Annotated in this window: 14 protein-coding genes; 12 read left to right on the plus strand and 2 right to left on the minus strand. The window is 70.8% G+C overall.

Annotation, left to right across the window (positions count from 1 at the left end; genetic code table 11):
- Positions 1 to 145: 145 nt before the first annotated feature.
- A complete protein-coding gene (locus tag ABZX10_RS07805) occupies positions 146 to 1,630 on the minus strand; it encodes an NCS2 family permease (RefSeq protein ID WP_355536827.1) in 1,485 nt (494 codons plus the stop codon).
- Positions 1,631 to 2,087: 457 nt separating this feature from the next.
- On the opposite strand from ABZX10_RS07805, the gene ABZX10_RS07810 reads away from it, so the two are divergent.
- The 9 genes from ABZX10_RS07810 (at position 2,088) to ABZX10_RS07850 (ending at position 8,237) form a co-directional block, all read left to right on the plus strand.
- Positions 2,088 to 2,852 (plus strand): IclR family transcriptional regulator, encoded by a 765-nt coding sequence (locus ABZX10_RS07810; RefSeq protein WP_068569446.1) that lies wholly within the window; start codon positions 2,088 to 2,090, stop codon positions 2,850 to 2,852.
- Between the two features lie 91 nt (positions 2,853 to 2,943).
- Positions 2,944 to 3,882 carry an NADP-dependent oxidoreductase gene (locus tag ABZX10_RS07815; RefSeq protein ID WP_355536831.1) on the plus strand — a complete coding sequence of 313 codons (939 nt, stop codon included), beginning with the start codon at positions 2,944 to 2,946 and terminating at the stop codon, positions 3,880 to 3,882.
- A 57-nt stretch (positions 3,883 to 3,939) separates the two neighbouring features.
- A complete protein-coding gene (hisH, locus tag ABZX10_RS07820; RefSeq protein ID WP_355536834.1) occupies positions 3,940 to 4,569 on the plus strand; it encodes an imidazole glycerol phosphate synthase subunit HisH in 630 nt (209 codons plus the stop codon).
- Complete coding sequence (locus tag ABZX10_RS07825; RefSeq protein WP_355536837.1) at positions 4,566 to 4,811, plus strand: hypothetical protein; 246 nt, start codon at positions 4,566 to 4,568, stop codon at positions 4,809 to 4,811. The genes hisH and ABZX10_RS07825 overlap by 4 nt, the downstream gene beginning before the upstream one ends.
- Before the next feature lie 9 nt (positions 4,812 to 4,820).
- Positions 4,821 to 5,555 (plus strand): bifunctional 1-(5-phosphoribosyl)-5-((5-phosphoribosylamino)methylideneamino)imidazole-4-carboxamide isomerase/phosphoribosylanthranilate isomerase PriA, encoded by a 735-nt coding sequence (priA, locus tag ABZX10_RS07830; protein WP_355536840.1) that lies wholly within the window; start codon positions 4,821 to 4,823, stop codon positions 5,553 to 5,555.
- Positions 5,555 to 6,418, plus strand: coding sequence for an inositol monophosphatase (locus tag ABZX10_RS07835; RefSeq protein WP_355536843.1), 864 nt, complete (start codon positions 5,555 to 5,557; stop codon positions 6,416 to 6,418). The genes priA and ABZX10_RS07835 overlap by 1 nt, the downstream gene beginning before the upstream one ends.
- Before the next feature lie 25 nt (positions 6,419 to 6,443).
- The gene (gene hisF, locus ABZX10_RS07840; RefSeq protein ID WP_355536846.1) at positions 6,444 to 7,232 is read left to right on the plus strand and encodes an imidazole glycerol phosphate synthase subunit HisF; all 789 of its coding nucleotides are present in this window, start codon (positions 6,444 to 6,446) and stop codon (positions 7,230 to 7,232) included.
- Complete coding sequence (hisI, locus tag ABZX10_RS07845) at positions 7,229 to 7,603, plus strand: phosphoribosyl-AMP cyclohydrolase (protein WP_355536849.1); 375 nt, start codon at positions 7,229 to 7,231, stop codon at positions 7,601 to 7,603. Before hisF ends, hisI begins: the two co-directional genes overlap by 4 nt.
- A gap of 73 nt (positions 7,604 to 7,676) precedes the next feature.
- Positions 7,677 to 8,237, plus strand: coding sequence for a hypothetical protein (locus tag ABZX10_RS07850; protein ID WP_355536852.1), 561 nt, complete (start codon positions 7,677 to 7,679; stop codon positions 8,235 to 8,237).
- An 11-nt stretch (positions 8,238 to 8,248) separates the two neighbouring features.
- Here the strand turns inward: ABZX10_RS07850 and ABZX10_RS07855 are convergent, their stop codons facing one another.
- Positions 8,249 to 8,707 (minus strand): redoxin domain-containing protein, encoded by a 459-nt coding sequence (locus tag ABZX10_RS07855; RefSeq protein WP_355536855.1) that lies wholly within the window; start codon positions 8,705 to 8,707, stop codon positions 8,249 to 8,251.
- 37 nt (positions 8,708 to 8,744) lie between these two features.
- Between ABZX10_RS07855 and ABZX10_RS07860 the strand changes: the two genes are divergently transcribed.
- From ABZX10_RS07860 to trpC, 3 genes are read left to right on the plus strand one after another with little or no spacing between them, the layout of a single operon-like run.
- A complete protein-coding gene (locus ABZX10_RS07860; RefSeq protein ID WP_355537504.1) occupies positions 8,745 to 10,301 on the plus strand; it encodes an anthranilate synthase component I in 1,557 nt (518 codons plus the stop codon).
- Positions 10,298 to 10,990 (plus strand): TIGR02234 family membrane protein, encoded by a 693-nt coding sequence (locus ABZX10_RS07865; protein ID WP_355536858.1) that lies wholly within the window; start codon positions 10,298 to 10,300, stop codon positions 10,988 to 10,990. Before ABZX10_RS07860 ends, ABZX10_RS07865 begins: the two co-directional genes overlap by 4 nt.
- A 40-nt stretch (positions 10,991 to 11,030) precedes the next feature.
- The gene (gene trpC, locus ABZX10_RS07870; RefSeq protein ID WP_355536861.1) at positions 11,031 to 11,849 is read left to right on the plus strand and encodes an indole-3-glycerol phosphate synthase TrpC; all 819 of its coding nucleotides are present in this window, start codon (positions 11,031 to 11,033) and stop codon (positions 11,847 to 11,849) included.
- Positions 11,850 to 11,862 lie beyond the last annotated feature (13 nt).

Raw genomic sequence — 11,862 nt, forward strand, 5'->3', positions numbered from 1 at the left:
GGACCGCTGGTTTTCCATGCGAACAGGATCCAGAGCTTGATCATAGGTGACGCGAGTCACAGTGGGAAGGGTGTTTCGGAATCTTGTTTCCGCATCCCGGATTCGGTGGAGCTACGGTGTGGTGAGTTCGGTGTATAGCTGCACGTCAGCCGCCTATCAGTGCCGTAATGGGTCCACGGACGAAGTACAGGACGAACCCGACCGATACGGCCCACAGTAGCCAGTGCGCCCTCTGCCCGCGACCGCTGAGGACGCTGAGCAGGGCCCAGGTGATGAAGCCGACGCCGATGCCGTTCGCGATCGAGTAGGTCAGCGGCATGGTCACGATCGTGAGGAACGCCGGCAGGGCGACCGAGAAGTGGGTGAAGTCGATCTCGCGGATCTGCGCGACCATCATCGAGCCGACGACGACCAGCGCGGCGGCACCGACCTCCATCGGGATGACGCCGATGACCGGCGCGAAGAACATCGAGGCGAGGAACAACGCGCCGGTCACGCAGGCCGCGAGGCCGGTGCGCGCGCCCTCCGCGATGCCGGCGGCGGAGTCGACGAAGACGGTGTTCGACGAGCCGGAGGAGGCGCCGCCCGCGACGGCGCCGAGGCCCTCGACCACGAATGCGGACCGGATGCGGGGGAAGGTCCCGTCGGGCTGCCCGATCTCCGCCTGCCGCGCGAGGCCGGTCATCGAGCCCATCGCGTCGAAGAAGTTGGTGAACACCAGGGTGAAGACCAGCATGGTCGCCGAGAGGGCACCGATCCGCTCGAAGGCTCCGACCAGGTCGAACTGGCCGATCAGCCCGAAATCGGGGAGGGCGACGACATGGCTCGGGAGCTCCGGCGCGCTCAGGTTCCAGCCCTTGGGGTCGGGGTGGTGGGGATCGCCCACGGTGCCGAGTTTCGCGAAGTGCTGCACCACGATCGCGATCAGGGTTGCGACGATCATGCCGATGAGGATCGCTCCGGGGATCCGGCGCGCGACCAGGATCGCGATGAGCAGCAGTGCGAAGACGAAGACCGCGGTCGGCAGTGCGTCGATCGATCCGTCGTGGCCGAGCTGCACGGGCGGGCCCGCGGGCGTCCGGGTCACGAAACCCGAGTTCACGAAGCCGATGAAGGCGATGAACAGGCCGATCCCGACGGTGATCGCCGTCTTCAGCTCCGCCGGAACCGCGCGGAAGATCGCCGTCCGGATACCGGTGGCGCCGAGGACCACGATGATCACGCCGTTGATGATCACCAGGCCCATCGCTTCCGGCCAGGTCACGTCCTTGACCACCGCCACCGCGAGGAAGGAGTTCATGCCGAGTCCGGCTGCCAGGGCGAAGGGCAGGCGTGCGACCAGGCCGAACAGGATGGTGATGAGGCCCGCGGTCAGCCCGGTGACGGCGGTGACCTGGACGAATCCCAGTGTGCCCTGAGCGGCGTCCGCTGAGCTGCTGAGGATCAGGGGGTTGAGCACGACGATGTAGGCCATCGCGACGAAGGTGACCAGGCCGCCGCGGATCTCCCGCGGAACGGTCGACCCGCGACGGGTGATCTCGAAGAATCTGTCCAGGAAACCGGTACCGGGTGAGCCGGCGGCCCGCTGTTCGACGCGATCGTCGGCCGCGCCCTTCTGTGAGCTGGTCATGGTGGTCCTCTCGGTCCGAAACGGGGGAGTGGCACCCGTCGGCGCAGATGCTCCGGCGGAGCGGCGAAGATGGTGGGAGTCGATCGAAGGCGATCGTCGGGCGGCGCAGAATGCGGTTCCGCCGTCCGGAATTGTGATTCCGGTCACGTCGAGTGAAACACGCCGTCGAGAGGCTGTCAAGAACGTGTTCAGGGGAGAGTCCGTGTGACATGTGCGGTGCGACAAGGGGTGCCGCCATCGCGGCGGCGTCGCGTCTACGGGGCGGCTGCGAATGTCGACGCCGAGGTTCCGCGATGCGAATCGATTGTTCCGCACGGTAGTGCTCTTGATGGGAACCGTCCGGTGTGTGTTCGGAAACCGATGCCGCGATACGGAACATTGGGCGGAATGAATGTGGGTAGTCTCGATACGGAACAGCAGGTTTCGCGCGGTCAGCAACGCACGGTAGGGGGAGCGCATGGCGGGTAAGTCCACGACCGGAGTGCAGTCCGTCGAGCGCGCCTTCGAGTTGCTCGAGCTCATGGGGCGAGCGGGCGGCGAGTGCTCACTCAGTGAACTGTCGGCCGGCACGCCCCTTCCTCCGCCGACCATTCATCGGCTGCTGCGCACCCTCGTCGGGATCGGGTACGTCCGCCAGCTGCCCAATCGGCGATACGCCCTGGGGCCCCGCCTGATCCGGCTCGGTGAGGTCGCGAACCGTCAGCTCGGTGCGGTGGCCGTGCCAGTCTTGCAGTCGCTCGTCGACGAGTTGGAGGAGACCGCGAGTCTCGCTGTCCTCGACGGTGACATGGTCATCTACACGGGGCAGGTCCCGTCCCCCCACAGCATGCGGACCAACAACGAGGCCGGCCGGCGGGTGAACCTGCACAACAGTGGGGTGGGTAAGGCGGTGCTCGCCGAGCTCGACGATGCCCGGATCGTCAAGCTCGTCGGCCAGGCGGGCATCCCCGCCCCGACGCCGCACAGCGTCAGCACCCTGTCCGGAGTGTTCGCGGAGGTCGAGACCGTGCGCGCGCGGGGCTACTCGATCGACGACGAGGAGCAGGAGGTCGGCGTTCGCTGCTTCGCCATGGCCGTGCCCGGCGCGCCCACACCGATGGCCGTCGGCATCTCGGGTCCGGTGTCGCGCCTGGGCGAGGGCTTCGAGGAGCGCGCCATCCCCGCCCTCCAGCGCGCCACCGCGATCATCTCCGACGCGCTGATCGGTGCCCGCGAGTTCTGATCCGGACGCGCCCGCGGGTGTCGCTGCGAGACCTTCCGATCACGGTGAGTCGCGACGGAATGCTCCCCGCCCGTCGCCCGTTGATCACGGCATGACGACAGCAGTGGTGGCGACGGCGTTCGGAGGACCAGAGGTCCTCGAGGTGATCGATGAGCAGCTCCCGGCGCCCGGGGTGGGCGAAGTGGCCGTCGAGGTACGTGCGGTCGGGGTGAACCCGATCGACTACAAGCGGTACAGCGGGGCGTTCGGCGACGACCCGTCGACGCTGCCCCAGCGGCTCGGACTGGAGGCGTCGGGTGTGGTGACGGCCGTCGGTCCGGACGCGCAGGGACCTCGGGGACCGATCGCCGTGGGCGATGAGGTGGTGGTGTACGCCCCGGGCGTGTACGCCTCGGCCGTGGTCGTTCCCGCTGCCGCGGTACTCCCCAAGCCCGCAGGCGTGGGCTGGGAAGAAGCGGCGGGCCTCCTGGCCACGGGCCTCACGGCGTGGGACGCGGTGGAGCGCATCGGACTGCAGGACGGGGAGACCGTCGTGATCCACGGTGCGGCGGGTGGCGTCGGCCTCCTCGCGGTGCAGCTCGCGAAGGCGCGCGGCGCCACGGTGATCGGCACCGCACGCGAGGCGAACCACGACTATCTCCGGAGCCTCGGCGCGATTCCGGTCGTGTACGGCCACGGACTGGCCGAGCGGGTCCGCGAGGCCGCGCCGGGCGGCGTCGACGCGGCGATCGACACTGTCGGGACCGATGAGGCCGCGGACGTCTCGCTCCAGCTGGTACCGGAGCGGAAGCGCATCGTGACGATCGCCGGATTCGACCGCGCTGCCCGGGACGGCTTCGTGGCGATCGGCGGACCCGATCCCGAGAGCGCGCGGGTCCGCGAGTCGGCGCGGGTGCCGCTCCTGGAGCTCGCGGCCGCCGGCACGGTGGTCAACGTGATCGCCAAGACCTTCCCGCTGGTCGATGCAGCGCGGGCGCACTCCGAGCTCGCGTCGTCGCACGCCCGTGGGAAGTTCATCCTGATCCCGTGACCGGGTGACCGGATACTCCGGTGCGGGGTGCGACGCGCGCCGATTAGGCTGGACTGCATGAAGAAGGTGGCGATCCTCGACTACGGCTCCGGCAACATCCGGTCCGCGCACCGCGCGATGGAACGGGCCGGGGCCGAGGTCACCGTCACCGCCGATCCGAAGGTCGCCCTCTCCGCCGACGGCCTGCTCGTTCCGGGCGTGGGCGCCTACGAGGCGTGCATGGCGGGTCTGAAGTCGGTGCAGGGCGACCGGATCATCGGTGAGCGGCTCGCCGGCGGCCGGCCGGTCATGGGGATCTGCGTGGGTATGCAGATCCTGTTCGACAAGGGCATCGAGTTCGGCGTCGAGACCGACGGCTGCGGGGAGTGGCCCGGCACCGTCGAACGGTTGCAGGCCGAGGTCGTGCCGCACATGGGGTGGAACACCGTCGAAGCCCCCGAGGGCTCCCGGCTCTTCGCCGGTACCGGTGCGGACACTCGGTTCTACTTCGTGCACTCGTACGCCGTACAGCGGTGGGAACTCGATATCGCCGACCACATCCGCGCGCCCAAGGTCACGTGGGCGGACCACGGTGGCCGGTTCGTTGCAGCCGTCGAGAACGGGCCCCTGTGGGCGACCCAGTTCCACCCGGAGAAGAGCGGCGATGCCGGCGCGATCCTCCTGAAGAACTGGGTGGAGACCCTGTGACCGGTCAGCGCGGCCTGTCCCTGGGCCGGCTCGCACTGTTCTCGCTCGGCGCCGCCGTGGCCGTGCTCGCGCTGTCCGTCGTCCTGCTCAACGTCCTCCGCCCGAGCCCCCCGATCGCGTTGCTCATCGTCGCCGCCGGGCTGGTCGGGGCGGTCGCCGCCATGGGTGTCGTCTCCCACCGCCTCGTCGGGCGGGCCACGGCCGGGCAGGACGACGTCGATCGGGATGACCCGACACACTAGGCTGGAGCCGTGAGTCTGGTACTTCTTCCCGCAGTCGATGTCGCCGACGGTCAGGCCGTCCGTCTGGTTCAGGGGGAGGCCGGCAGTGAGACGGCCTACGGGTCGCCCCGCGATGCCGCCCTCGCCTGGCAGAACGACGGTGCCGAGTGGGTTCACCTGGTCGATCTCGACGCGGCGTTCGGGAAGGGCAGCAACCGTGAGCTCCTGGCGGGCGTGATCGGGGAGCTGGACGTCAAGGTCGAGCTGTCCGGCGGAATCCGTGACGACGACTCCCTCGCCGCTGCCCTCGCGACCGGGTGCGCCCGCGTCAACCTCGGCACCGCGGCGATCGAGAACCCGCAGTGGTGCGCGAGCGCCATCGCCCGGTACGGCGACAGGATCGCCGTCGGACTCGACGTCAAGCAGATCGACGGCCGGTGGCGCCTGCGTGGACGCGGCTGGGTGACCGACGGCGGCGACCTCTGGGAGGTGCTCGAGCGCCTCGACAAGGACGGCTGCAGCCGCTACGTCGTCACCGATGTCTCGAAGGACGGCACACTCACCGGTCCCAACCTCGATCTGTTGTCGGCCGTCGCGAACGCCACCGACGCGCCGGTCGTCGCCTCCGGCGGCATCTCCGCACTCGAGGACCTCACCGCGATCGCCACGCTCGTCGACGCGGGCGTCGACTCCGCGATCATCGGCAAGGCACTGTACGCGGGCCGGTTCACGCTGCCCGAGGCGCTGGCGGCGGTGTCGCGCTAGTGGCCGGATTCCCCGCAGGCTTCTCCGGTGACCCGGACCGGCTCCTGGCTCTGGCGGGCGCTGCGCTCGACGAGGCCGCGCCGCGGTTCGTTGAGGGCGTGGGAGCGCCGGCGTCGGTCGCCAAGGGGCCGGCGGATTTCGCCACCGACCTCGATCTCGAGCTCGAACGCCGGATCGCGGGCGCCGTGGCCGAGTCCACCGGGGTGCCCGTGCACGGCGAGGAGTACGGCGGCCCGGCGGTTGACGAGGGCACCGTCTGGGTGCTCGACCCGATCGACGGCACCTTCAACTACTCGGCCGGCTACCCGGCCACCGGCACCCTGCTCGGCCTGCTGCACGACGGGAGACCGGTCGCGGGGCTCGCCTGGTTCCCGCTGGTCGGGGACTCCTTCTTCGGCCACGTGCAGGGTCCGGTCCGCAACGGCGGCGAGGAACTGCCGCCGCTGGGCGACGGCGGGCTCGACGACGCGATGATCGCGGTCGGCAGCTTCAGCCGCGGCAGCAACGGCCGCTTCCCGGGCGACTACCGCTACGCCATCCTCGGCGAGGTGTCGCGCCGGGTCGCGCGGGTCCGGCAGTTCGGGTCGACGGGCGTCGACCTCGCGTACACCGCGGCGGGGGTGCTCGGGGGAGCCGTCGTGTTCGGACACCATCCCTGGGACAACGCCGCCGGTGCCGCCCTGGTGCTCGCGGGCGGCGGCCGCGTGACCGACCTCGCGGGCGAGGAATGGCACGTCGGTGCCGATTCGGTGCTCGCCGGGTCACCCGTCGTCCACGACGAGCTGCTCGGCGTCGTCCGGTCGGTCGGCGCACCGTCGGACTACCGCGGCGACCCGGGGCACTCCGGAACCCTCAGCTACTGAACCACTTTCGAAGGAGGCGGAGCCGATGACGGTGGCCGTGCGCGTGATCCCGTGCCTGGACGTCGACGACGGGCGCGTCGTCAAGGGCGTCAACTTCCAGAACCTGCGCGACGCGGGTGATCCCGTCGAGCTCGCGGCCGCGTACGACGCGCAGGGGGCCGACGAGCTGACCTTCCTCGACGTCACCGCGTCGAGCTCCGGCCGCGGAACGATGCTGGAAGTGGTGCGCCGCACCGCTGAGCAGGTGTTCATCCCGCTCACCGTCGGCGGCGGCGTGCGTTCCGTCGAGGACGTCGACGCCCTGCTCCGCGCCGGCGCCGACAAGGTGTCCGTGAACACTGCGGCGATCGTCCGCCCCGAGCTGCTCCGTGAGCTGTCCAACCGGTTCGGTAGCCAGTGCATCGTGCTCTCCGTCGACGCGCGCACCGTGCCGTCCGAAGGCGCGGACGCGGCCCGCCCGACACCGTCGGGCTGGGAGGTGACCACGCACGGCGGGCGCAAGGGCACCGGCCTCGATGCCATCGAATGGGCCCGCCGCGGCGAGGAACTCGGCGTCGGGGAGATCCTGCTCAACTCGATGGACGCCGACGGCACGAAGGCCGGATTCGACCTGCGGATGATCGGTGCGGCCCGCGAAGCCGTGCACATCCCCGTCATCGCCTCCGGCGGCGCCGGCGCGGTTGAGCACTTCGCCCCCGCCGTCGAGGCCGGCGCCGACGCGGTGCTCGCCGCCAGCGTCTTCCACTTCGGGGACATGACGATCGGCCAGGTCAAGGCCGAGATGGCGACGCACGGTCTGGTGGTCCGACGATGAGCGGGCTCGACGCTCCGCAGGACTCGGGGCTCGCCCCGGCGATCGCCGCACGGCTCAAGCGCAACGCCGACGGGCTCGTCGCCGCCATCGCCCAGGAGGAGGGTACCGGCGACGTGCTCATGATGGCGTGGATGAACGACGAAGCCCTGGCTCTCACCCTCGCCACCCGCAAGGGCACCTACTACTCGCGATCCCGGAAGCAGTTGTGGGTCAAGGGCGAGACCTCGGGTCACGTGCAGGACGTCCGCGACGTGCGCCTCGACTGCGATGGTGACACGGTCCTGCTCACCGTCCGGCAGACGGGGCCGGCCTGCCACACCGGCACGCACACCTGTTTCGACGGCGACCTGCTGCTCGGTTCCGAGGGCTGATCCGGCGTGGCCGTCCGAATCGTGACGAACGTTACCTAGATCAGCATTGTAAAACACGATATTCATGTTGATCATGACTATCGCACTCCTTCTCCGACGTGTAGCTGTCACGTCCGCAGCCGTGTCCGTCGCCGCCGTCGCCGCGGTGTCTCCAGCCGCCGCCGCACCCGTGCGGCTCAGCGCCGCATCGCTCTCGTTCCCGACCTCCGCCCTGCCCGGGTGGTCGTTCACCCCGGCCCAGACCGGCGGAGTCAGCCAGGCCCGCGCGCCGTTCGGACCTACCGGATCGTGGGTCTCACAGGTCAGCATCGGCGATTTCGGGCGATCCGGCCTCGACGTCAAGGCGCTCGCGAAGGCCTTCGCCGAGAACCTCGCGAACGGGAGCGGCTACACCGGCCACAACGCCCGGATCGACGGTCTGCAGGTCACCGATGCGAGCGTGTCGGGGATCCGCGCCGGTCGTGCGACCGCGAACGTGTTGCTGCAGAACGCTCCCACCCGCGGGGAGCGGCTGCGGGTCACCGTCGTCGACACCGTCCCGGAGACCTACTTCATCTCCCAGGTGCCGTTCGAGGCCACGGACCGTCTGGCACAGGTCACTGCCGCCGAGGCGGGGCTCGTCGCGACCCGCTGATCCGTCGGCGGCTACCCGGTGAGGGTCCGGAGGAAGGCGAGGGTCTCCTCGACGTGCGCCACCGCGCGGAGTTCGCCGATCACGATGTGCAGCACGGTCCCGTCGGAGTCGATGAGGAAGGTCCGCCGCTTGACGGGGGCCACGGCGTACCGTCCGCGCAGGACGTCGTACTCGGCGGCGACGGCACCGTCGGCATCGGTGAGCAACGGGAAGCCGGGCTCCATGACGTCGGCGAAGGCCTGTGTCCGGGCCGCCGGGTCCATACTGATGCCGATCCGCGCGGTGCCGCGCCGGTCGAACTCCTCGCCCGCCGCGCGGAACCGATCGACCTCGGCGACGCACACCGGCGATCCGGCCGTGAGGTAGAAGAAGACCGCGGCGCGGCCGTCGCCGCGGAGCTCGGAGAGCGTGCGGACGGTGCCGGTGCGGTCGGGGAGTGCGAACTCGGGGGCCTGCTGGCCTATGCGCATGGCCACGAACCTACCGGCGCTGGGATACTGGCAGGCGATGAGTACCGCACAGCAGCCGAACCTGCAGCCCGACGGAGCGACCACCAGCGCGGACGAGTTCCGCGCGCTCGCGGACCGGCACCGCGTGGTGCCCGTGACCCGTACGGTCCTCGCCGACGCCGAGACTCCGTTGTCGGCGTACCGCAAGCTCGCCGGGGGCCGCCCCGGCACCTTCCTGCTGGAGTCCGCCGCCGCGGGTCAGTCCTGGAGCCGATGGTCGTTCGTCGGGGCTCCGGCGCCGTCCGCGCTCACCGTCGTCGACGGTGCCGCCACCTGGATCGGAAAGGCGCCGGCCGGCGCACCGTCGGGCGGCGATCCGATCGAGGCCCTCGGTGAGGTGCTACGGCTCCTGAGCTCCGAGCGGATCGAGGGACTGCCACCGCTCAACGGCGGCATGGTCGGCTACCTCGCCTACGACGCGGTGCGGCGCCTGGAGCGGCTGCCCGACACCACCGTCGACGACCTGCACCTGCCCGAGATGGTGTGGCTGCTCGCGACCGACCTCGCCGCGATCGACCACCACGAGGGCACGATCACGCTCATCGCCAACGCGGTGAACTGGGACGGCTCGGCCGACCGGGTCGACGAGGCGTACGCGGACGCGGTCCGGCGCCTCGACGCCATGGAGGCGGCGCTCGCGGCGCCCCTGGCCTCGTCGGTCGCGTCGTTCACCCGGCCCGAGCCCGAGGTGACGGCGCAGCGGACCGTGCTCGAGTACAGCGCGATCGTCGAGAAGCTCGTCGGCGACATCGAGGCCGGTGAGGCGTTTCAGGTGGTGCCCTCGCAGCGCTTCTCCGTGCCCTCGGACGCCGACCCGATCGACGTCTACCGCGTGCTGCGCGCCTCGAACCCGAGCCCGTACATGTACCTCGTGCAGGTCCCGGCGCCGGACGGCTCGCTCGCCTTCTCCATCGTCGGGTCGAGTCCGGAGGCGCTGGTCACGGTGTCCGACGGTGTCGCCACCACGCATCCGATCGCGGGCACCCGCTGGCGCGGTGCGACCGCGGAGGAGGACCTGCTGCTGGAGAAGGACCTCCGGGCCGACGAGAAGGAGAACAGCGAGCACCTGATGCTCGTCGACCTCGGCCGCAACGACCTCGGCCGGGTCTGCACGCCGGGCACCGTCCGGGTCACCGACTACCGTCGGATCGAGCGGTACAGCCACGTGATGCACCTGGTCTCGACCGTCTCCGGTGACCTCGCGGAGGGCAAGCAGGCCCTCGACGCCGTCGCGGCGTGCTTCCCGGCGGGCACCCTCACCGGGGCGCCCAAGGTCCGGGCCATGGAGCTCATCGACGAGGCCGAGATCACGCGCCGCGGCCTCTACGGCGGCATCGTCGGCTACCTCGACTTCGCCGGCGACGCGGACACCGCGATCGCCATTCGCACCGCGGTCCTCAAGGACGGGACCGCGTACGTGCAGGCGGGTGGCGGCGTCGTCGCCGACTCGGTGGGCGAGTACGAGTACAACGAGTCGCGCAACAAGGCGCTCGCCGCCCTCAAGGCGGTGGCGGCGGCGAACACCATGCGCGCGGTCTCGGAGGAGACACGATGACGTCGAAACGGAACCTGGCACTGGTCGCCCTTCTCCTGGCCGGCGCCGCGTGCGCCGCGTGGGGCTCGGGCCGGATGTCGTGGATGGGTGTCACCCTGGCGGACGGGCTGTCGGCAGCGCGATCGATGGAGGTCGCCGGACATACCTGGGCGCCCGCGCTGTCAGCGCTGTGGCTGGTCTTCCTCGCGGCCATCGCGGCCGGGCTGGCGCTCAAGACCTGGGCTCGGGCGCTGGTGGCGTTGATCGTCGCGGCGGCCGCGATCGGCACGGCGTACCCCGCGCTGACGGTGCTCACCCAGGAGCCCGACATCGGATACCTGGAGAAGATCCTGCGCGCCGACACCGTGATGGGGAACAAGGACTACGTCTCCGCGGTCGCGAGGGCCACGGCGGGCCCGTCGGTCGCGCTGGTCGCAGCTGTCCTCGCCGTCGTCGCCGCGGCCCTGCTGGTGCGCGGCCTCCGTGCCGGCGGGATGGGGTCGCAGTACGTCTCGCCCGCGGCTCGTCGCGCTCAGCTGGAGCAGCGCGTCTTCGACGATGCTGCGGACGGGGAGACGTCGGAGCGGGACCTCTGGGACGCCCTCGACGGCGGCGAGGACCCGACGACCACGAGCGACGCCGAGGCGGCTCGGGTCGATCGGTCCTCGCGCGAGGGGGTCGCGCCCGACCGCCCGCGGACGGAGGGCTAACCTTGGAGCACGCTGCACGCTCCACGAAAGGCCCGCTGCCGTGACATCACCCACTGTTCTCGACTCGATCATCGAGGGTGTGCGCGCGGACGTGGCGGCCCGTGAAGCGCTCCTCGACCTCGCCGCCGTGAAGGCGGCCGCAAAGGCCGCGGCGCCGGCGCTCGACGCCACCGCCGCGCTGCGCGCACCCGGGATCGCGGTCATCGCGGAGGTCAAGCGGGCGAGCCCGTCGAAGGGCGAGCTCGCGGGCATCGCGAACCCCGCCGCGCTGGCATCGGAGTACGAGGCCGGGGGTGCGCGTGCGATCAGCGTGCTCACGGAGGAGCGCCGGTTCAAGGGCTCGCTGGCCGATCTCGACGCGGTGCGCGATCGGGTTCGGATCCCGGTGCTGCGCAAGGACTTCATCGTCTGCCCGTATCAGATCCACGAGGCTCGCGCCCACGGTGCGGATCTGGTGCTGCTGATCGTCGCGGCGCTGGAGCAGCCCGTGCTCGTGTCGCTGCTCGACCGCGTGGAGTCGCTCGGCATGACGGCCCTCGTCGAGGTGCACACGGAGGACGAGGCCGACCGCGCGCTCGAGGCGGGCGCCACCGTGATCGGCGTCAACGCCCGGAACCTCAAGTCCCTCGACGTCGATCCCGAGACCTTCGGTCGCATCGCGCCCGGCCTGCCCTCCTCGGTGATCAAGATCGCCGAGTCGGGCGTGCGCGACAGCCATGATCTCCTCACCTACGCGGGCCAGGGCGCTGACGGCGTGCTGGTCGGCGAAGGGCTGGTGACGGCCGGCGATCCGCGGACCGCGGTCGCCGACCTCGTCACCGCGGGCTCGCACCCGAGCTGCCCGCGCCCCGCGCGGTGATGCGCTGACGCGG

The organism is Tsukamurella sp. NPDC003166 (assembly GCF_040611135.1).
In the GTDB taxonomy this organism is placed as follows: Bacteria; Actinomycetota; Actinomycetes; order Mycobacteriales; family Mycobacteriaceae; genus Tsukamurella.